At 61.7% G+C, this 21,506-nt stretch carries 13 protein-coding genes and 2 pseudogenes; 7 read left to right on the plus strand and 8 right to left on the minus strand.

The genetic code is table 11. The annotated features are described in order from the left end of the window. Positions 1 to 495: 495 nt before the first annotated feature. Entirely contained in the window at positions 496 to 2,694 is a 2,199-nt protein-coding gene (locus tag ABX75_RS17395) for an OsmC domain/YcaO domain-containing protein (RefSeq protein WP_047882330.1), read from the minus strand. Positions 2,695 to 2,857: 163 nt separating this feature from the next. Here ABX75_RS17395 and ABX75_RS17400 point away from each other — a divergent pair, with 163 nt between their 5' ends. Then, entirely contained in the window at positions 2,858 to 4,423 is a 1,566-nt protein-coding gene (locus ABX75_RS17400) for a PAS domain-containing methyl-accepting chemotaxis protein (RefSeq protein ID WP_034098124.1), read from the plus strand. Positions 4,424 to 4,465: 42 nt separating this feature from the next. On the opposite strand, the gene ABX75_RS17405 is transcribed toward ABX75_RS17400, so the two are convergent. From ABX75_RS17405 to nirB, 3 genes are all read right to left on the minus strand, one after another. Continuing rightward, positions 4,466 to 5,869 carry a hypothetical protein gene (locus ABX75_RS17405; RefSeq protein WP_047882331.1) on the minus strand — a complete coding sequence of 468 codons (1,404 nt, stop codon included), beginning with the start codon at positions 5,867 to 5,869 and terminating at the stop codon, positions 4,466 to 4,468. Between the two features lie 450 nt (positions 5,870 to 6,319). After that, entirely contained in the window at positions 6,320 to 6,685 is a 366-nt protein-coding gene (nirD, locus tag ABX75_RS17410; RefSeq protein ID WP_034098127.1) for a nitrite reductase small subunit NirD, read from the minus strand. Continuing rightward, complete coding sequence (nirB, locus tag ABX75_RS17415; protein ID WP_047882332.1) at positions 6,685 to 9,246, minus strand: nitrite reductase large subunit NirB; 2,562 nt, start codon at positions 9,244 to 9,246, stop codon at positions 6,685 to 6,687. Before nirB ends, nirD begins: the two co-directional genes overlap by 1 nt. 508 nt (positions 9,247 to 9,754) lie before the next feature. Between nirB and ABX75_RS17420 the strand changes: the two genes are divergently transcribed. The 3 genes and pseudogenes from ABX75_RS17420 (at position 9,755) to ABX75_RS30040 (ending at position 15,851) form a co-directional block, all read left to right on the plus strand. Continuing rightward, positions 9,755 to 13,762: a bifunctional nitrate reductase/sulfite reductase flavoprotein subunit alpha gene (locus ABX75_RS17420; RefSeq protein ID WP_047882333.1), complete on the plus strand. Its 4,008-nt coding sequence runs from the start codon at positions 9,755 to 9,757 to the stop codon at positions 13,760 to 13,762. A 229-nt stretch (positions 13,763 to 13,991) separates the two neighbouring features. After that, a pseudogene (locus ABX75_RS30035) lies at positions 13,992 to 14,996 on the plus strand (cache domain-containing protein); the annotation flags it as partial. 87 nt (positions 14,997 to 15,083) lie between these two features. Then, positions 15,084 to 15,851 (plus strand): methyl-accepting chemotaxis protein, encoded by a 768-nt coding sequence (locus ABX75_RS30040; RefSeq protein WP_371263998.1) that lies wholly within the window; start codon positions 15,084 to 15,086, stop codon positions 15,849 to 15,851. Positions 15,852 to 16,467: 616 nt separating this feature from the next. On the opposite strand, the gene ABX75_RS29450 is transcribed toward ABX75_RS30040, so the two are convergent. Then, a complete protein-coding gene (locus ABX75_RS29450; protein WP_158231122.1) occupies positions 16,468 to 16,620 on the minus strand; it encodes a hypothetical protein in 153 nt (50 codons plus the stop codon). Between the two features lie 178 nt (positions 16,621 to 16,798). On the opposite strand from ABX75_RS29450, the pseudogene ABX75_RS29860 reads away from it, so the two are divergent. After that, positions 16,799 to 17,286 (plus strand): annotated as a pseudogene (locus ABX75_RS29860) (methyl-accepting chemotaxis protein); the annotation flags it as partial. Here ABX75_RS29860 and ABX75_RS17440 read toward each other — a convergent pair. From ABX75_RS17440 to ABX75_RS17450, 3 genes are read right to left on the minus strand one after another with little or no spacing between them, the layout of a single operon-like run. Then, a complete protein-coding gene (locus tag ABX75_RS17440; protein ID WP_047882336.1) occupies positions 17,282 to 18,073 on the minus strand; it encodes a nucleotidyltransferase domain-containing protein in 792 nt (263 codons plus the stop codon). The pseudogene ABX75_RS29860 and the gene ABX75_RS17440 sit on opposite strands and share 5 nt — an antisense overlap. Continuing rightward, positions 18,070 to 18,549, minus strand: a complete 480-nt coding sequence (locus ABX75_RS17445) for an ATP-binding protein (protein ID WP_047882337.1) — start codon at positions 18,547 to 18,549, stop codon at positions 18,070 to 18,072. Before ABX75_RS17445 ends, ABX75_RS17440 begins: the two co-directional genes overlap by 4 nt. A gap of 20 nt (positions 18,550 to 18,569) precedes the next feature. Continuing rightward, positions 18,570 to 19,598 (minus strand): UV damage endonuclease UvsE, encoded by a 1,029-nt coding sequence (locus ABX75_RS17450; RefSeq protein WP_047882338.1) that lies wholly within the window; start codon positions 19,596 to 19,598, stop codon positions 18,570 to 18,572. Between the two features lie 196 nt (positions 19,599 to 19,794). Here ABX75_RS17450 and ABX75_RS17455 point away from each other — a divergent pair, with 196 nt between their 5' ends. Then, positions 19,795 to 20,211 (plus strand): DUF2231 domain-containing protein, encoded by a 417-nt coding sequence (locus ABX75_RS17455; RefSeq protein WP_047882339.1) that lies wholly within the window; start codon positions 19,795 to 19,797, stop codon positions 20,209 to 20,211. Further along, positions 20,208 to 21,500 carry a sorbosone dehydrogenase family protein gene (locus ABX75_RS17460; protein ID WP_034138282.1) on the plus strand — a complete coding sequence of 431 codons (1,293 nt, stop codon included), beginning with the start codon at positions 20,208 to 20,210 and terminating at the stop codon, positions 21,498 to 21,500. The genes ABX75_RS17455 and ABX75_RS17460 overlap by 4 nt, the downstream gene beginning before the upstream one ends. Positions 21,501 to 21,506 lie beyond the last annotated feature (6 nt).

The raw sequence follows: 21,506 nt of genomic DNA on the forward strand, positions 1-21,506 counted from the left end.
GTTTTTGCCAAGTCAACCGAAACAGTCGTAAGCTGCATGAGGACGCTCCCTTCCGCTAAGTGTGGGTAACACTTTAACTTTGGCACATAGATGCCGTTAGGAAGGGGGCGTCCATTCCATTACCACAGGGAAGCGCGGTGCCACCAATCTTTGCTGAGTGGTTTCTTGTGCTGAGCGGTTTCTTTTGCCGCGCAGGCCTTTTGTGGTGAACAGAACTTTTGTGGTAAGCAGGACTTCTGTGGTGAACAGACCTTTTGTGGTGAGCGGGCTTGCCCCGCGCTGGGCTGCGCAGCAGCCCTCTCCCACCCACCGCGTCCTTTCAGGTCAAACCCACCGCCAGGCTTTGGGGGCCGCTGCGCAGCCCAGCGCAAGCAAGCTTGCTCACCGCAGGGTGGCGCGGTGCCACCAATCTTTATGCTGACCACAGGGAATCGGGGCAAGACACACTCATTGCGGCGAGCCTGCTTTTTTTGGTAAGCAAACTGCGCAAAAGGCTTATCGGATGGACACCGCCGCTCGCGCGCTATGCAGTTTTTTATAGCTGTCGATCAGGCGCAAATGCCGGTCCAGCCCTTCGAGCTTCATGCTGGTCGGGGTCAGGCCATGGAAGCGCACGCTGCCGTTGACCGAGCCGATCACAGCGTCCATGCGTTCGTCGCCGAACATGCGCCGGAAGTTAACTTCGTAGTCCGCCAGTTCCAGATCGTCGTCCAGTTCCATCTCCAGCACGGCGTTGAGCGCCTGGTAGAACAACCCGCGCTCGGCGGTGTTGTCGTTGTATTGCAGGAACATCTCCACGCACTCCTTGGCCTCTTCGTATTGGCGCAAGGCGAGGAAGATCAGCAGTTTCAGTTCCAGGATGGTCAGTTGGCCCCACGCGGTGTTGTCGTCGAACTCAATGCCGATCAGGGTAGTGATGTCGGTGTAATCGTCCAATTCGCTTTCGATCAAGCGCTCAACCAACGCCTCAAGCTCTGCGTCGTCCAAGCGGTGCAGGTTGAGGATATCGGCGCGGAAAAACAGCGCTTTGTTGGTGTTGTCCCAGATCAGATCTTCCACCGGATAGATTTCCGAATAGTCCGGTACCAGAATACGACAGGCCGTGGCGCCGAGGTGTTCGTACACCGCCATGTAGGACTCTTTACCCATGTTGTCGAGAATGCCGAACAACGTCGCCGCCTCCTCGGCGTTGGAATTTTCACCCTGGCCGGAGAAGTCCCATTCGACAAACTCGTAATCCGACTGCGCACTGAAGAAGCGCCACGACACCACGCCGCTGGAGTCGATAAAGTGTTCGACGAAGTTGTTCGGTTCGGTCACCGCCTGGGCTTCGAAGGTCGGCTGCGGCAGGTCGTTCAGGCCTTCGAAACTGCGGCCTTGCAGCAGTTCGGTGAGGCTGCGCTCCAGCGCCACTTCCAGGCTCGGGTGTGCGCCGAACGAGGCGAACACGCCGCCGGTGCGTGGGTTCATCAGGGTCACGCACATCACCGGGAATTCCCCCCCCAGAGACGCGTCCTTGACCAGCACCGGGAAACCCTGGGCCTCCAAACCTTGAATACCCGCCAGAATGTTCGGGTACTTGGCCAGCACCTCGGCAGGCACGTCCGGCAGGGCGAATTCGCCTTCGATGATTTCGCGCTTCACCGCCCGCTCGAAGATCTCCGACAGGCACTGCACCTGGGCTTCGGCCAAGGTATTGCCGGCGCTCATGCCATTACTGAGGTAGAGGTTTTCAATCAGGTTGGACGGGAAATACACCACCTCGTCATCGGAGCGACGCACGAACGGCAGCGATACGATGCCGCGCTCCTCGTTGCCGGAGTTGGTGTCGAACAGGTGCGAGCCACGCAGTTCGCCATCGCGGTTGTAGACCTTCAGGCAATAGGCGTCGAGGATTTCCGGCGGCAGTTCATCGTTCGGGCCGGGCTGGAACCAGCGCTCATCGGGGTAATGCACGAACGCCGCGTTGGCCAGCTCTTCGCCCCAGAACTGGTCGTTATAGAAGAAGTTGCAGTTCAGCCGCTCGATGAACTCGCCCAGGGCCGACGCCAGAGCGCTCTCTTTGGTCGCGCCCTTGCCGTTGGTGAAGCACATCGGCGAGTGCGCATCGCGGATATGCAGCGACCACACGTTCGGCACGATATTGCGCCACGACGCGATTTCAATCTTCATGCCCAGGTCAGCCAGGATGCCGGACATGTTGGCGATGGTCTGTTCCAGCGGCAGGTCCTTACCGGCGATATAGGTACCGCCGTCGGACAACGCGCTGGGCATCAACAAGGCCTGGGCGTCGGCGTCGAGGTTGTCTACTTCTTCGATCACGAATTGCGGCCCGGCTTGCACCACTTTCTTCACGGTGCAGCGGTCGATGGAACGCAGGATGCCTTGACGGTCCTTATCGGAGATGTCCGCCGGCAACTCGACCTGAATCTTGAAAATCTGGTTGTAGCGGTTTTCCGGGTCGACGATGTTGTTCTGCGACAAGCGGATATTTTCGGTGGGGATATTGCGCGTCTGGCAGTACAGCTTCACGAAGTACGCCGCACACAGCGCCGACGACGCCAGGAAATAATCGAAGGGGCCCGGGGCCGAGCCATCGCCTTTGTAGCGAATGGGCTGGTCGGCAATCACCGTGAAGTCATCGAACTTGGCTTCAAGTCGGAGGTTGTCGAGAAAGTTGACCTTAATTTCCATACGGGCACACCAGAATAACGGGCTAAACAAAAATGGCCGCCATTATGGGGTTTTTCCTCGGGAAGTTTCAGGCTTTTGACCAGCGGCGGATCAATTGCCAAATGAATATTAACTTTTTGTGACTTGCCGCCGATGGAGTGGGCGCAACCAGGGAGTAGTCCGAATGCGCAACAATCAGCCCGTAACACAACGCGAGATTTCCCTCGCGCCGCAGCAGAAACTCATCTCCGCCACCGATGTGCAGGGCATGATCACTTACTGCAACGATGCCTTTGTCGAAATCAGCGGCTTTGAACGTGACGATCTGATCGGTGCGCCCCAGAACATCGTGCGTCACCCCGACGTACCGCCGGCCGTATTCGCGCACATGTGGAGCGCGCTCAAACAGGGCTTGCCCTGGATGGGCATCGTCAAGAACCGCTCGAAGAACGGCGACCATTATTGGGTCAACGCCTACGTCACACCGATATTCGACGGCAGCCGGGTGGTCGGTTTCGAGTCGGTGCGGGTCAAGCCCACTGCCGATGAAATCCGCCGCGCCCAGGCCCTCTATCAACGGATCAGCCAAGGCAAAACCGCTGTACCGCGCCAGGACGCCTGGCTGCCCCATCTATTGAGCTGCGTGCCCTATATGGCCAGCGGTATTGCCGGCAGCCTGGCCGGGTTGTTTCTCAGTGCGCCAGTGGCGGTCGCGGTCGCCGTGGCGGTGGCGGTGCCCATCGGCCTGCTTTGTTCGAGCGCGCGCCAAGGCAGCACCTTGCGCCTGCTGCAAGGGGTCGAGCCGTCCACCTCGGATGCGTTGATCGCGCAGATGTACAGCGACGCTCGCGGCCCGCAGGCACGTTTGGAAACCGCCTTCCAGAGCCAGAACGCGCGCCTGAAAACGTGCCTCACCCGCCTGCAGGACAGTGCCGAAAAACTCAGCGCCCTGGCCGCTCAATCCGACCAACTGGCTTCCGCCAGCTCCCGGGGCCTGGACCGTCAGCGCGTGGAGACCGAACAGGTCTCGGCCGCCGTCAACCAGATGGCCGCCACCACTCAGGAGGTCGCCAGCCATGTGCAACGCACCGCCGACGCCACCCAGCAAGCCAACGTATTGACCGGCCGTGGCCGCGACGTGGCGCGCGATACTCGCCAGGCCATTGAGCGTTTGTCGGCGGTGGTCGGCGAGACCGGCGTCACCGTGGCGCAACTGGCCCGCGACAGCGATGAAATCGGCAGCGTGGTCGATGTGATCAAAGGCATCGCCGACCAGACCAACCTGCTGGCACTCAACGCCGCCATCGAAGCAGCCCGCGCCGGTGAACAGGGGCGCGGCTTTGCCGTAGTGGCCGACGAAGTCCGTCAGTTGGCCCAGCGCACTACGCAATCGACCACTCAGATCCATGGGCTGATCACGCAGTTGCAGGCGTCCTCCAACAACGCCGTGCAGAGCATGCAGAACGGCCAGCGCCAAGCCCAGGAAGGCGTGGCGTGGGTGCTGGAGGCCGACCAGGCGTTGGTAGGCATCAGTGAGGCGGTGTCCCATATCACCGACATGACCACCCAGATCGCCGCCGCCACCGAGGAGCAAAGCGCGGTGGCCGAAGAGATCAGCCGCAATATCACCACCATTGCCGAGCTGGCCGATCAGACCTCGGTGCAGGCCCGCCAATCGACAACCCTGAGCAAGGAGCTGACCGACACCGCGTCGACTCAGTACGCGTTGGTCGAGCGGTTCAATCGCTAGGCCAAACCTGTAGCGGTGCGCGGGGGTGTATCCAAGGCAGCGTCAAGGCTGCCGGCGATACATCCCCGTCAGGTAGTCTGGAAAGTCCGGCTCCGCGTTGTGCTTGATCACTGCAAAATCTCTTACCAACTGAATGTGGTACGGGCCAGTGCCTTTGGCGGCCAGGGGCGCGCGCACAATGATCAGGTTGTCGGTTTCCATCGGCACACGCTGTTGCGTGGTGACAATGGGTTTGCCGGTGCCGGTGTCGTTGAGGGTCACACTGAATTCAGCCACTTCCCGGCCTTGGGCGTCGCGCTGCGGCAGGATCTTCAGGTCGAGGTCACCGTCGCGGCCCAGGTAGTCGTTGCGCATCTGATAGTGGCCGCTGCGTTGGTCGCGGGCTACGTCGCCGTACTTGGCGTACTCCGGCTCTCGGTCCACGGCGTGCAATTGCACCGTCAGCTCAGACGCGCCCTTCTTGCCGCTGCTGACCCAGGTACCGCTGTAATCGAACGGTTCGACGCTAGCGCGGGTGATTTGCCAGGTGCCGCTCTGATGCCCATCCTCGGTCGATTCGTGCAGGTAAACGAAGGGTTTGTCCTCGTAGTCGCCCATAGACCCCACCAGTTTGATCGGCTTGCCATTGCCACTTTTGGTGTAGCGCACTTCGCCGATCAGTACCTCGCCTTGCTGCTGATACCAGAGCTGCACCGGGATCTTGCCGTTGAGGGTGCCGGCGAGCATCTGTGGGTCTTCGTTGACCGGCCCTTCCAACCGAGGGGTTTCGTGCCATTGGCCGTCCTTCCATTCGCCAGTGGTGCGCAGCATGTAGCCCTTGGGCATGCTGGTGTCGTCATCGTCGCTGGCGGGGACTTCTTGTTGCGTATAGGCGCTGAGTCGTACCAGCTCGCCGTTGCGCATTTGCCAACGGCTGGCGCGGGTCCAGCAGCAGCCACGGTCGGTCTGCGAATGGATGATGCCGTCCTTGGGGGTGACCGAGAACATGCCGCCGGAGGTCCCGTTAGCCAGGTCCGTAAGGGGGCGGTTGAGCACCCAGCGCGGTTGCTGGGGGTCTTGCAGGTACACATCGTAGTTCGACTGAAAGCCTGCATCGGCGCCGTCGCCGTTGCGAATCGCCAGGTCCTGGCGGCCGTCCTGGTCGATATCGGCGAAATACACCACGCCGTTTTCGCCGACCAGGCGCCAGTCCAGGGTCTTGCCGTCGCCATCGAGCGGCACTCCGGCGGCGGGTGTGGAAAATTGCTGGAGGATCGCCAGGGAGGTTTTGTCGCGCAGCGTAATCAGCGCCGGCGCCAGTTGCTGCAAGTCCTGCGGCACATCCGGGAACAGCACTTCGACAAGAAACTGGCCGCTGGGGTCATTCAGCGAAAACGAGCGGGGTTCGGCCATGGCCGTGGCCGCGAACATCGTAGAGACAAGCACTGCGCTGACGAGCGAACGCATGTAAAGCATCCTTGCTGAAATCCGGGGGCCGCAGTGTAAAGGCAAACCGTGAACAAATCGCTGATGGCGCGCGGTGCGCTGCTATGTTGCGTGTTTCTGACGCGAAGGGGATGCCATGGAACCGTTAGCCGACAACAAGCCCCACACAGATAAAACTGTGGGAGGGTCTTGCCCCCGATGGCGGCGTGTCAGTTGGCTTATCCATTACTGAGCCAGCCTGATCGGGGGCAAGCCCCCTCCCACATTGGGCTCTGTGCTGTCTGGGCTCATTGCGTTTCAAAGGCTAGGTTTGCAGCAGTCCAGCTCCGCCCAGCACCAAGCCAGATGCAGATAAAAACTGTGGGAGGGGGCTTGCCCCCGATGGCGGCGTGTCAGCTGGCTTATCCATGACTGAGCCACCTTGATCGGGGGCAGGCCCCCTCCCACCTTGGGCTCTGTGTAGGTCAGGATTCAGCAAGACACTTGCACCTCCACCACCCCACCCTTCAACCGCGCCGGCCATACCCGCAGGCGTTGGTGCGGGGTTTCCAGGCACTGGCCGTCCTGCAAGCGGTAATGCTGTTTGTAGATCGGCGCGGCCACCACCAGCTCGCCCTTGATGTTGCCCACCAGGCCACGGCCGATCACGTTGGCGCCGGACTCCGGGTCGTGGTTGTCGATGGCGTAGAGCGTCTGCGCTTCGGCGTCAGGCAGGTAGAACAGCGCGACTTGCGCGCCATCAAGCCACACCACCACGCCGGAATTGCGGACCAGGTCGCGCTCATGGCAGACGTTTTTCCAAGTGGCAAGTGTGCGTTGGGTATTGGACTGGCTCATCATGCAAGTTCCTCGGTGACAGCAATCAAGTTGAGTTCGGCGGCCATGATCGGGCGGCGCTGGCCGCGTTCCTGGACGAAGTGGATGTCCGGGTCTGGGCGCTTGTCGTTGACGAAGGTGCGGAAGCGTTTGAGTTTTTCCGGGTCCTTGAGGGCGTTGGCCCATTCGCATTCATAGCGGTCGACCACCAGTTGCATCTGCGCTTCCAGCTCGGCGCCCAAACCCAGGCTGTCGTGCAGGATCACGTCCTTGAGGAAATCCAGCCCGCCTTCCAGGCTTTCGCGCCAGACCGAAGTGCGTTGCAACTTGTCGGCGGTGCGGATGTAGAACATCAGGAAACGGTCGATGTAGCGGATCAGCGTGGCGTCGTCGAGGTCGGTGGCGAACAGTTCGGCATGGCGCGGGCGCATGCCGCCGTTGCCGGCGATGTAGAGGTTCCAGCCCTTCTCGGTGGCGATCACGCCCACGTCCTTGCTCTGGGCTTCGGCGCATTCGCGGGTGCAGCCGGACACCGCGAACTTGAGCTTGTGCGGCGAGCGCAGGCCCTTGTAGCGGTCCTCGATCAGCAGCGCCATTTTCACGCTGTCTTGCACGCCGTAACGGCACCAGGTGCTGCCGACGCAGGATTTGACCGTACGCGTGGACTTGCCATACGCATGCCCCGTCTCGAAACCGGCGGCGATCAACTCGCCCCAGATATCCGGCAGTTCGTGCAGTTGCGCGCCGAACAGGTCGATGCGCTGGCCACCGGTGATCTTGGTATAGAGGTTGTATTTCTTCGCCACCTCGCCGATCACGATCAGCTTCTCAGCAGTGATCTCGCCCCCCGGAATGCGTGGCACCACCGAGTAGGTGCCGTTCTTCTGCATATTGGCCATGAACGTGTCGTTGGTGTCCTGCAACGGCACCAGCGACGGGTCCATGATCGGCTGGTTCCAGCACGACGCCAGGATCGAGCCCACCGCCGGTTTGCAAACATCGCAGCCGGTGTGGCCACGGCCATACTTGGCCAGCAGTTCGTCGAACGTGATCACCCCTTCCACGCGCACCAGGGCGTACAACTCCTGGCGGGTATAGGCGAAGTGTTCGCACAGACTCTTGTCGACACTGACGCCACGGGCCACCAGCTCATGTTCGAACACCTGCTTAAGCAGCCCGGCGCAGCCACCGCAGCCGGTGCAGGCTTTGGTCTGCGCCTTGAGCACGCCGAGGTCGCCGCAGCCGCCATCGATGGCCGCACAGATCGCGCCTTTGGTGACGTTGTGGCACGAACACACCGTGGCCGATTCCGGCAACGCACCAGGGCCGAGGGTCGGTGCGCCGGCCGACGACGGCAGGATCAGGCTGGCGGGCTCGGCCGGCAAGGCGATGCCGTTCTGCAGATATTGCAGCAGGGTGTCGTAGTAGCTGTTGTCGCCGACCAACACCGCGCCGATCACCTGCTTGCCGGCCGCGTCCACCACCAGGCGGCGGTAGCTGGCGGTGGCCTCGTCGATAAACTGATAGCTGCGCGCGCCCGGTGTGTGGGCGTGAGCATCGCCGATGGAGCCCACATCCACGCCAAGCAACTTGAGCTTGGTGGACATATCCGCGCCTACAAACGGCTCGGCGCCCTGCCCGCACAGCAACGCCGCCACGCCACGGGCCATCTGGTAGCCGGGCGCAACCAGGCCGAACAGGCTGCCGTTCCACGAGGCACACTCGCCGATTGCATAGATATGCGGGTCGCAGCTCTGGCATTCGTCGTTGATCGCCACCCCGCCGCGCGGACCGATTTCCAGCCCGGCCTGGCGCGCCAGGGCGTCCTGGGCGCGGATACCGGCGGAAAACACGATAAGGTCGGTTTCCAGATATTCGTCGTTGGCGAAATTCATGCGATAGCGGTATTGCTCACCGGCGCTGATCGACTGCGTGGCACGGGACAAATGCACGCCGACGCCCAGCCGTTCGATCTGCGCCTTGAGCGCCAAACCGCCGAAGTCATCCAGTTGCACCGGCATCAGGCGCGGCGCGAATTCCACCACATGGGCTTCCAGGCCGAGGCTTTTAAGGGCGTTGGCCGCCTCCAGGCCGAGCAATCCACCGCCGACCACCACGCCGCGCCGCGCATTGGCAGCGGCGGCACGAATAGCGTCGAGGTCTTGCAGGGTGCGGTACACCAGGCGCGAGTCACCTTCGGCGCCTTCGATGGGCGGCACAAACGGGTACGAACCGGTGGCCAGCACCAGTTTGTCGTAGGTCACGCGGCCCTGGGCGGTGACCACCTGGCGCTGGGTGCGGTCGATGTCCAGCACTTGCACGCCAAGGTGCAAGGTCACCCCCGGGGTCTGGTACAACGCCGCGTCGGATAACGCCAGCGACTCGGCATCGCGGCCGGTGAAGTACTCGGACAAATGCACGCGGTCATAGGCACGCATCGGCTCTTCGCTGAACACATGCAGTTGGTAGTGATCCAGCGCGCCGCGTTCGATCAACTGCTCCACGCAGTGATGACCGACCATGCCATTGCCGACGACGATCAGGGTTTGCAGCTGGTTCAAACTGGCGTTATTGGCGTTCATATAAGCACCCGACAAAGCTCATCACGGTTTGAAAAAAAGCAAAAAAAAACGCCTGAAACCTTACGGTTCCAGGCGTCTTTGCCTGTTCTTATACGGTTGGCATCGGACGACTTCGCCGATTCCACCGCTATTGCCCATGTTGTCGATCGTCGTTGACCGAAGGGGGTTGTCGGGGATCTTGCAGGCTCTGTGCCAACCTGTCGTGACCCCGTACTCACGGCCTCAACGCCGGTTCAAGCCTTGCGACCACGCCTCCAACTGGTGCGCGGCGCGTCATAAAAGGGCACGGGACGCTTGCTCCCGCGCGTCGGCACAACGGCAGCAAGCGCCGTCGGCACCGTCAGTAAGGCCTGTGCAGGAACATGGCGCGCCGCTTGCTAGGTACAGCGCAACAGAGCAGTCAACGCTGATTGCCCATCCACGACAAAGGCGCCGTGTAATCCCCGTTTCCAACGGAGGGTTACGCGGCGCTTTTTTTTGCCGGGCAGAAAAGGTTCGAGGGTTATCGATGGCAAACCAACACGTACGCAGTGTGTGCCCCTATTGTGGCGTGGGCTGCGGCATCATCATGCAGGTCCAGGACAACACAGTGGTCAAGGTGATCGGCGACCCTGACCACCCCACCAACGCCGGGCGCCTGTGCACCAAGGGCACTACCTGCGGGCAAGCCATCGCCGAGTCCGGGCGCATGGAAAACGCTTACTTGCGCCAGGCCCGCGACCGCGACCCGGTACGCATCGCCATGGACGAGGCCATCGCCAAGACGGCCGGGCGCCTGCGCAACGTGCTGGAGCGACATGGCCCCGATGCCTTGGCGTTTTACGTCTCCGGGCAGATGTCACTGGAGGCCCAATACCTGGTCAACAAGTTGGCCAAGGGTTTTGTGGGCACCCGCCATATCGAATCCAATTCACGGCTGTGCATGGCCAGCGCCGGCAGCGGCTACAAACTGTCCCTGGGTTCCGACGGGCCGCCGGGCTCCTATGAAGACTTCGACCGCGCCGACCTGTTCTTCGTAATCGGCGCCAATATGGCCGACTGTCATCCCATCCTGTTCCTGCGCATGATGGACCGGGTCAAGGCCGGGGCGAAGTTGATCGTGGTCGACCCACGGCGCAGCGCCACCGCCGACAAGGCGCACCTGCACCTGCCGATCAACCCCGGCACCGACCTCGCATTGCTCAACGGCTTGCTGCACCTGCTGGTGAAAAACGGCCACACCGACCCGGCCTTTATCGCCACCTTCACCGAGGGTTGGGAGGCCATCCCCACGTTCCTGGAGGACTATTCGCCGCAGCAGGTCGCCGCCATCACCGGCCTGGCCGAAGCCGACATTCGCCAGGCCGCCACCTGGATCGGCGAGGCCGCCGAGTGGATGAGTTGCTGGACCATGGGCCTCAACCAGAGCACCCATGGCACCTGGAACACCAACGCGCTGTGCAACCTGCACTTGGCCACCGGCGCCATCTGCCGCCCGGGCAGTGGGCCGTTTTCCCTCACCGGCCAACCCAATGCCATGGGCGGGCGCGAGATGGGTTATATGGGGCCGGGCCTGCCGGGGCAACGTTCGATGCTGGTAGACGCCGACCGCGCCTTTATCGAAGACCTGTGGCAGATCCCCGCCGACCGCCTGCCGCGTCAGGCCAGCGACGGCACCGTGGCGATGTTCGAGCAAATGGCCGCCGGGCAGATCAAAGCCTGCTGGGTCATCTGCACCAACCCGGTGGCCAGCGTGCCGAACCGGCAAACCGTGATCGATGGGCTGCAGGCCGCCGACTTGGTGATTACCCAGGACGCGTACCTCGACACCGAAACCAACCGCTATGCCGACATCCTCTTGCCCGGCGCGCTGTGGGCCGAAGCCGAAGGGGTAATGATCAACTCCGAGCGCAACCTGACCCTGATGCAACCAGCCGTACAGCCGCCGGGCGACACCCTGGCCGACTGGCAGATCATCGCCCGGATCGCCTGTGCAATGGGCTATGCCGAGGGGTTCACCTACGCCGACGCCAGTGAGGTGTTCGAAGAACTCAAACGTGCCGGCAACCCCGCCACCGGCTATGACCTGCGCGGCGCCAGCTATAAGCGTCTGCGCCAGACACCGCTGCAATGGCCGCTGGCATCGGCCGAGTCGGCGCCACGCAACCCGATCCGCTACCTCGCACACGGCACGCTGCGCTTCGCCACCGCCAGCGGCAAAGGTCAGTTCTTCGCGCGCCCGCACATGCCACCGGCGGAGCTGCCCGACGATGTCTTCCCGTTCGTGCTCAACACCGGGCGCTTGCAGCACCAATGGCACACCCTGACCAAGACCGGCAAAGTCGCCACGCTGAACAAACTCAACCCCGGCCCCTTTGTCGAGATCCACCCCAATGACGCCGCGCGCCTGGGGCTTCAGACCAAGCAGCCAGTGCAAGTGCGTTCGCGGCGCGGCTACGCGGTATTGCCTGCGTTGATCAGCGACCGCGTGCAACCGGGCCAGTGTTTCGCGCCCTTTCACTGGAACGACGTGTTTGGCGAACATTTGGCGATCAACGCGGTGACTTCGGATGCGGTCGACCCGATGTCGTTGCAGCCGGAATTCAAGTGCTGCGCCGTCACCCTGGAACGTGTCGAGCTGATCGACCATCAGTTCCTCGACTCGCCCACCCAGGCGACCACCGACCTTCCCCTTTGCGCAAAGGAACCCGCCATGTCGCGCATCGACGCCTTCGCCGAAATCGCTGGCCTGCGTAGCGTCATCCCGCCGCCACTGAGCGACAGCGAACGCACCTACCTCGCCGGCTTTGTCAGCGGCCTGCGCGCCGACAACGCACGCCAGGCCGGTGGTGTGCCGGTGCTACCGCCCACGGCGCCGTTGGCCGACGAGGCGCGGCTGTGGGTCGACGGTTTGCTCGGCGGGCTGTTCAGTCGCGCCTCGCCGGCCAGTGTCGGCACACTGCCCGCCTCCCCCGCCGTGACCTTGCTGTGGGCTTCCCAGACCGGCAATGCCGAAGCATTGGCCGAGCGCTGTGCCCAGCGCCTGCGTGAGGCTGGGATCAGCGTCGAGCTGAGCGCAATGGCGGATTTCCCGGCGAGCCGACTGGCAAGCACCCAGAACCTGGCATTGATCAGCAGCACCTTCGGCGACGGCGACCCACCGGACAATGGCGAAGGTTTCTGGCACAGCCTCAGCCGTGTCGAGACGCGCCTGGAGTCCCTGCGGTTTGCGGTGCTGGCCCTGGGCGATCCGAACTACGAGCAGTTCTGCAAGCACGGCAAACGCCTTGATCAACGCCTGCTGGAGCTGGGCGCCACCCGCCTGTTGGAGCGCGTCGATTGCGACACCGAATTCCAAGCGCACGCCGATGCCTGGCTGCTGCGCTTGCAGCACAGCCTCAACCCGGCCAAGGCGCCGGCAGCCGCCACACCCGCCGGCAAGACCAAGCTGTACGGATCGCGCCTGCTGCTCAACCGCCATCTCAACCCCCATAGCCGCCATAAAGAAACCCGCCAGTTCGCCCTGGACCTGGCCGACTCCGGGCTCAGCTATGAAGCCGGCGATGCCCTCGGCGTACGGCCGCGCAACTGCCCCGAACTGGTCCACGAACTGCTCGAATTGACCGGCCTGAAGGCGTCGGCCAGCGTCACTATCGACACCTTCGGCGAGGTCTCGCTGCAACAGGCGTTGACCCAGCACTTCGAAATCGCCCGGCCCAGCAGCGAGACCCTGGCGTTTATTGCCGAGCGCAGCGCCGATGGAGGGCTTGAGCAGTTATTGCGGCCCGAGCACAAGGCCGAATTGAACGACTGGCTGTGGGGTCGGCAACTGGCGGACGTGCTACACGCCTACCCCATTGAGTGCTCGGCGGACGATTTGCTGAGCACCCTGCGGCGTCTGCAACCGCGCCTCTACTCGATTGCGTCCAGCGCCAAGGCCCACCCCGGTGAAGTCCACCTGACCGTCGCAGCCGTGCGCTATGGCAAACGCAAAGGCGTATCCTCGACCTTTCTCGCCGACCGCGTCGGCGACGGTGAAGTGCCGGTGTTCGTGCAGCCGTCCAAACATTTCCGCCCCCCCAGCGACGGCGATGTGCCGATGATCATGATCGGCCCTGGCACCGGCGTGGCGCCGTTTCGCGCGTTCTTGCAGGAGCGCCGCGCCCTCGGGCACCCGGGGCGTAACTGGCTGTTCTTCGGCGAGCAGTACGCCGCCAGCGACTTTTATTACCAAGACGAGCTGCAAGGTATGCAGCGCGACGGCCTGCTCACCCACCTGAGCCTGGCGTTCTCCCGCGATCAGGCGCAAAAAATCTATGTGCAGGACCGCATCCGCGAGCAAGGCGCCGAGCTGTGGCGCTGGCTGCAGGACGGCGCCAAGGTATACATCTGCGGGGACGCCAGCCACATGGCCAAGGATGTTGACCAGGCGCTACGCCAGATCGCGCAAACCCACGGCGGGCTGAGCCCGGAGCACGCCGTGGACTACTGGCGCCAACTGAGTGAGCAAAAACGCTATCTGCGTGATGTGTACTGATTGGATACAGAACAATCGTCGATTGTATTGTGTACAAAAACCCTAAAGGTTTACCAAGAGCGCGCCGAAACAGCAGTGATAGCAAATCGCCTCGCCTCGTTCAGGGGGCGTGGCGATTTGGCCGCCCTCCACGCTGATGGTCGTCTCGATGAAAATAAAAAATAAGCTTGTGCTGGCTTTTGTCTCGGTTGCGTTTATCCCAGTGAGCCTGGTGGCCGTGATCTCAGTGATGAACACCCGGACCCAGGCGGTGGATCAGTTCATCGACGGCAGTACCCGGGAAATCCGCCAGATCGATGGCAATATCCGCCAGTTCTTCGACGGCACGCTGCAGAACGTCGATCAAATGGCCACGGATTCTGTATACACCTCGGTCAACACTCTAAAAAATTACCAACCCGCCGACGCGGCCGCCCAACCGCTGCCCGCCGAAGCGCAAACGGTGATCGAGCGCTTCGCCCGCTATGGCGCCACCCACCCGGCGGCGGCGATCCTGTCCATCGGTCTGGAAGACGGCACCTACGCCAAATGGCCGGACGATCCGCAACTGGCCAAATACGACCCGCGCGCACGCCCCTGGTACAAAGCGGCGATGGCCAGCCCCGGCAAGACCGTGCGCACGCCGGCCTATTACTACGATAAAGACGACGTGGCCCTGGTGGGCACCGCGCGCGCCATGCTCGACAGCGCCGGCAAACCCAAAGGGGTATTCGTCGTCAGCGTGTCGCTGAAGAACCTGACCGAACTGGTCAAGAGCATCAAGCTCGGCGACAGCGGTTACGTGATGTTGATCGAGGACGGCGTGGTGCTGGTCGACCCACGGGACGCCGCCCACAACTTCAAACCGCTGAAAGATTTGGGTACGGCCTACGCGCAATTGGCGCAAACCACGCAAGGCTCCACCGAAGTTGAGATCGACGGCGTGCGCTACATGGCCAACGTGTGGACTTCTCCCGGCCTGGGGTGGCGTTATATCGGCCTGATCGAAAAAAGCGAAGTGATGGCCGAGGCCACGCGCATGACCTACCTCACCGCCATCATCGTCGGCGTGCTGGTGTTGATTTTCGGCCTGATCGCCGCAGCGTTCTCCAAAGTGATCGTCAAGCCGATCGGCCAGGTCAGCACGGGCTTGCAGTCGATTGCCGAGGGCGAAGGCGACTTGCGTCATGAGCTGCGGGTACACGGCAAGGACGAAACCGCCGAACTGGCCGGCTGGTTCAACAAGTTTCTCGCCGCCATTCGCCAGTTGATCCAGCACATCGGCGCGGCCTCGGCCAATTTGCATAACGCTTCGAAGGTCAACAGCGAGGTGGCCCAAAATATGAACGAGGCTGCCGGTCGCCAGCGCGAGGCGGTAGAACTGGTGTCCACCGCATTCAATGAAATGGTGGCCACCGCCAACGAAGTCGCCCGCTCCTGCAGCGGCGCGGCCGAATCCGCCGAGAATGGCCACCGCCGCGTGGCCGAGGGTAAACAGCAGATCGAAGCGACCACCGACAACGTCAACCGCCTGGGCCGCCGCTTGAGCGAATCGTCCCAGGCCATGGTCGAGCTGGAGGCCGGCAGCCGCAGCATCAACCAAATCCTCGGCACCATCCGCGCGATTGCCGAACAGACCAACCTGCTGGCACTCAACGCTGCCATCGAAGCGGCCCGTGCCGGCGACCAGGGCCGCGGCTTTGCCGTGGTGGCCGACGAAGTCCGCGCCCTGGCCAAGCGCACCTCCGACTCCACGGGCGAGATCGAGCACCTGCTCGGCACCCTGGAAACCAAAACCCAGGAAGTCACCCAGAAGATGGACAGCTGCATGGACCTGTCCAAGGCCAGCGTGTCGTCCATCGAAAACGCGCGGGACAGCTTCGAAGGCATCCAGACCTCGGTCAACGAAATCCGCGACCAGAACCTGCAAATCTCCGCCGCCGCCGAGGAACAACACAGCGTGGCCGAAGAGATCAACCGGCATATCCAGCAGATCTACGACGAAGCGCGTTTGGTGGAAAGCCTGGCCAACTCGGCCCAGGATGACTCAGGGCGCCTGTCGAAGCTGTCGGATGAGTTGAACGGATTGGTGGGGCGGTTTAAGTCCTGAGGAGGGTTTCGCGCTGGCGTGAAACTCGCCAGAACAGAAATACCCAGCGCATGCAGGAGCAGGCGGTCTTCTGCCCTGCTCCGACCCTGCGTGCAAAAACGTGCGACGCTGAGCGCTCTCCAAGTAAGTGAAAGTATTTGCTGGGTGACGTTTACTGCCCCGTCAACAGTATTTAGATCCATTCACCCTGCGTTTAGATTCAACAAAAGCATCAGTTATTTCGAAAAAAGCTTACACCCTGTCAACTATGACAGTAGTTGCAACCTTATAGATTGAGTACTTTACAAGGGACGAAAAAAATCGTCTCACCACTTAAAAACTCATGTTAAAAGGATAATTGCCATGACACTCTCAGCCCCCGTATTCGACCCGCCAGGTTATAAAAGAGACTGCGTTTACGTCCAAGGAAAGGGCACTCCCAGAACTAACATCGCTATCTTTCAGGCCAATAGCGGCAACCAACTCGCCAATGTTTTTTGCGATGAAAACGGGCACTTTTCGGCCATACTAAACATCAATGCCATCCCCGGTTTCACGAGCGGCGAACTGACTATAACTGCTAGATCGGCACTCGCCAGTGACCAATCAAACTGGGGACCAAACCAAACCTTAATCGTCAGATAATAACATCAACCAAAACCACCTGAATGGCGACTATCGTAGCCCTGCCTATGTCGATACGGGCCTTAGTTGTAAATTGTAGAGCCTGATTGTTAGCTGCATCTTCAAGGCAGAGCGTTTTATAGCTGAACGTTTTTTCATCAATCATACGGAGCCTTCAGCTTTCGTAGCCGCCATTCAACTTTCTGCTGGACAAATAGTACTGACTGTTGCGCCTTGAGTGATCCGACGCAGGCCTTATTTACATTCATACGAGGAGACTCTGTTATCTTCAAGTGGCCTGGGATTGCCAATACTCGTAGAACGCCAACGATGCCCTCGGCACCATCCGCGCGATTGCCGAACAGACCAACCTGCTGGCACTCAACGCTGCCATCGAAGCGGCCCGTGCCGGCGACCAGGGCCGCGGCTTTGCCGTGGTAGCCGCCGAAGTCAGCGCCCTGGCCAAGCGCACCTGCGACTCCACGGGCGAGATTGAGCACCTGCTCGGCGCCCTGGAAACCAAAACCCAGGAAGTCACCCAGAAGATGGACAGCTGCATGGACCTGTCCAAGGCCAGCGTGTCGTCCATCAAAACGCGCGGGACAGCTTCGAAGGCATCCAGACCTCGGCCAACGAAATCCGCGATCAGAACCTGCAAATCTCCGCCGCCGCCGAGGAACAACAAAGCGTGGCTGAAGAGATCAACCGGCATATCCAGCAGATCTACGACGAAGCGCGCTTAGTGGAAAGCCTGGCCAACTCGGCCCAGGATGGCTCAGGGCGCCTGTCGAAGCTGTCGGATGAGTTGAATGGATTGGTGGGGCGGTTTAAGTCCGGAGGGTTTCGCGCTGGTGTGAAACCAACCACTCCACAAATACCTGCAACCGCGCGCAGAACTGATCGCCCGCGGCGCCAGGGTTGCGCGCTTCAAACAGAAAGAACGCTACCTGGGTGACCATCGCCGGGTGGCTCTGGAGGAACATCGCCACATGCTCTTCCAGTGTTTGTGGCCACATTGTTGCCGCTTCCGAGCGCAATATCTGCGTCGCCCTGATCAGTTTGCGCGACGCTTCACGCTGCAAGCGCAGCCGATCCGCCTCGATAACCGTTTGCCCGATAGCGCAGATATAGGTGTTCAATACCGAATAGACGTCACCATTTAACGCCAGCGCGATTTCACGGCATGGGCGAAACCGCTCGAAATGGACGCAGAGGTCATTGCCCCAAATACAACGACACTGATGCTTGAGCCAGAACCCCCAAAGGTTGCGGTTTTCAACCGCCATTACCTGCGCACGCTCGCCGATATCGAAGTCGACTTTGGTGACGTGCGGGTGACGCCGTTCAAGTTCACGGCGAACGCGTTCCAATTGCTCTGCTACCTGCGGGGTCTGCGGCTCGCGCAGCACCAGTGTAAGGTCCAGGTCGGACTGACCGGGCGTCGCGTCACCCCGTGCGACGCTGCCGTAAACGTACAAGCCATCGAGCCCCAACGTTTGCTGGGACAGCAGTGAGCAGGCATCCGCCAGCACCGGCTGATACTCAGGCTGCACGGGCGCCTGCGCAACGGAGCGGATAAAGCCCTCGGCGTCCAGGCCTTGTGATACTGCAACGCTCACGGCCGATGCACCTCAATCACCAGCCCCTCGCCCTCGCTCGGCACACAGAAGTGCCGGGTGATCAGGTCAAACTCGGCGTCCGTGGCGGCAAAGTCGTGTTCGCCGCCGGCATTGCGCGCATGCAGGCGGGCGCGGCAGGTAGCGTCGTCGAGTTCCAGGTAATGCAGGCAGTGCGGCACTTGGGCGCTGTGGGCCAGGCTCAACAGCCATTCGCGATTGGCCAGGGTGTTGGCCGGAAAATCCAGCACCACATTGACGCCGGACTTGAGCAGGTCGATTACCAGTGGCCCCACCACCCCACGCATGCGTTGCGCACAGCGCAGGTAGTCAGCGATGGACAACACCTCACCGGGGTACAGTTGCGCCAGCCACGTGTCTTCGCTGAGCAGGATCGCACGGTGTTCAGCCACCAGGCGCCTGGCCAGTGTGGACTTGCCGGAGGCTATCTTGCCGCACAACAAGTGCAGAGTGGGCATGGGAGCAAACTCCTTTTTCTTCACGTGGCCTGGGATTGCCAGTACTCGTAGAACGCCAACGATGCCACGTTCTTATCCTTGGCCTCCAGCATGATGTCGAAGCGATCCAGAAACTGCAGGGCGTAGTCGTTGGTCCAGCGGTTCCACATCTGTTCGCTATGGGCGTACAGGTCGCGCTTGGACACCACCTGCAACAGCGCATCCATCTCCAGCTTGCGTTCGGCGTCGAACCCCAGGTCTTGCAGACGCTCCTGAGGCTGAGAGTAATGCATGGTCGGGCGCACGCCGCGCCAACTGTCGATCACTCGGGCGACCCGTGGGGAATCGGGGTCGATATAGGCCTGCTCATGAATCCAGCAATGGTGGATATCGAGTACCACCGGGGCCAGATCGGCAACTTGCAGGCAGTGGTCCAGGCCGTAGGTCTTTTCATCGTTTTCGAAGGTAATGCAGTGACGCGCCACCTCCGACAGCCGCGCCCACACCGCGCGTGTACCTTCCACGCCCAGGCGGCCGGCGATATGCACGTTGCATTTGAGATCCTGGAAGCGCCGGCCATAGCCCATCATGCGGATCATATCGGCGTGGTACTCAAATTCGGCCACGCTGTTTTCCACCACATTGGGGTTTTCCGAGCCGAGCACGCAATACTGGCCGGGATGAAACGACAGGCGAATGTCCGAGGCCCGCGCCAACTCGCCGATGGCGGCGAAGCCTTCGATCAGTTGCTGTTGGATGGCCGGGTCGTGGTAGACGGCCGCCACTTTGGGGTGGCTGTAAAACGGCAGCAGATCGCTGCTCAGGCGCAACATGCGCAGGGTCGGCGGCAGCGTGGCGACGTACGCCAACAGCTGCAATTGCGCCGCCAGGTTGTGGGTGACCACCTCCACCAATTTGTCCCGGGCGACGCTGGGGTCGACGCTGTCCATCCAGCGCAACGTAGTGGTGCGCGGGTTGAATGGGCCTTCGATAAGTTTCAGGGCGCCGGTCGAGAGCTGGCGGTCGGGGTGCTTGTATTGGCAGGCAAAGCCGATGCGAGGGTAGGTCATGGAAGGGCCTGGGCTGAGTGAGGGCGAGATCATAAGGGCTTGGGCCGAGGAACACGCAACGCGGTTCATAATATTTCGACACGTATCCTCGGCATAACATCTATGAACTTTCCTACAAATGACGTGCTCCTTTCCTATGCGAAGTCATCGCATCCCTGAGCCCAGGGCGCCGAACAAGTAAGGAGCCGCTTACCCCATGACTACCCTCCCCACCTACCCCGATAGTCGGCCAGGTCCGTTGCACGCGACCTTGCTGGCCGGCGGCGTGCCGCTATTTTTGGGCGCGTTGCTCAGTGACATTGCCTACGCCCAGACCTTTCAGATTCAGTGGGCCAACTTCGCGTCCTGGCTGATTGCCGGTGCGCTGGTTTTCTGTGGTTTGGCGCTGCTGTTCGCGTTGGTCAACCTGCTGCGCGCGCCCCACAAAGCCGGGCGGCCCGTCATTTATGTGCTGCTGCTGTTGGTCACTTGGGTGCTGGGGTTGATCGATGCGTTTCAGCACGCCAAGGACGCTTACGCCATGATGCCCGCCGGCCTAGTGCTGTCGTCCATTGTGACCGTGCTGGCGATCCTCGCCACCTGGACCGGCCTGCGCACCGGAGGTGCCCGATGAAAACCTGCTTCCCATTGACCGTGCTCAGCGCCGCCCTGCTGCTGAGCGCTTGCGGCGCCGAAGGCGACAAAACCCAGGCCCGCGGCCCCGATCCCAAACTGCCGGAACAACAGAGCAGCCTGCTGCCGAGCATGAAAATCGCCGAGCCAACCCCGTGGGGCGAGCAAAAACCCACCGTACCGGAGGGTTTCAGCATCACGGCGATCGCCACTGACCTTGCCATCCCACGCCAGACCCTGGTGCTGCCCAACGGCGATATCCTTGTCGCAGAAGGCCGTGGCGGCAGCGCGGCCAAGCTCAAGCCCAAGGACGTGATCGCCAGCGTGATCAAGGCCCAGGGCAACACCCAGGTCAAGAGCGGCAACCGCCTGACGCTGCTGCGCGACGCCGACGGCGATGGCACTTATGAACTCAAGACCGTGTTCGCCGACAACCTCAACGCGCCCTACGGCCTGGCCTTCGCCGACGGCAAACTGTACGTGGCCAACCAGGATGCGCTGGTGCGGTTCGACTACAGCGATGGCCAGACCAAGGCCAGCGGCGCGCCGGTCAAAGTCACCGACCTGCCGGCGCAGATCAACCACCACTGGACCAAATCCCTGGCCGTGAGCGCCGACGGTCGTCAGTTGTATGTGGGGATCGGTTCCAACAGCAACATCACCGAGCGGGGCATGGAAGTGGAGATCGACCGTGCCATGGTCTGGCAGATCGATGCCCAGACCGGCGCGCATAAACCCTACGCCACCGGTTTGCGCAACCCCACCGCGCTGACGATCCAACCGGATTCCGGGCAATTGTGGACCGTCGTCAACGAGCGCGACGAACTCGGCCCCGACCTGGTGCCGGATTACCTCACCTCCGTGCGTGAAGGCGCGTTCTACGGCTGGCCCTACAGCTACTGGGGCCAGAACGTCGACCCACGGGCGCAACCGCAGAACCCGGCTAAGGTCGCGGCGGCGATCAAACCCGACTACAGCCTGGGTTCCCATGTGGCCGCCCTGGGCGTGGACTTTTCCATCCCGGCCATGGGCGAACGCTTTGCCGACGGTGTGTTCGTCGGCGAGCACGGCAGTTGGAACCGCGATCAACCGGTGGGCTACAAGGTGATCTTCGTGCCGTTCAAGGACGGTAAACCGGCGGGCGAGCCCGTGGACTTCGCCACCGGTTTTCGCGGTGAAGATGGCAAAACCCGAGGGCGTCCGGTGGGGGTGACGGTGGATCCGAAAGGCGCATTGATCATCGCCGATGACTTGGCCAACACTGTGTGGCGGGTAACGCGCAACCGTTGATCGCGC

Origin of the sequence: Pseudomonas sp. ARP3 (assembly GCF_001029595.1) — a bacterium.
In the GTDB taxonomy this organism is placed as follows: domain Bacteria; phylum Pseudomonadota; class Gammaproteobacteria; order Pseudomonadales; family Pseudomonadaceae; genus Aquipseudomonas; species Aquipseudomonas rhodesiae.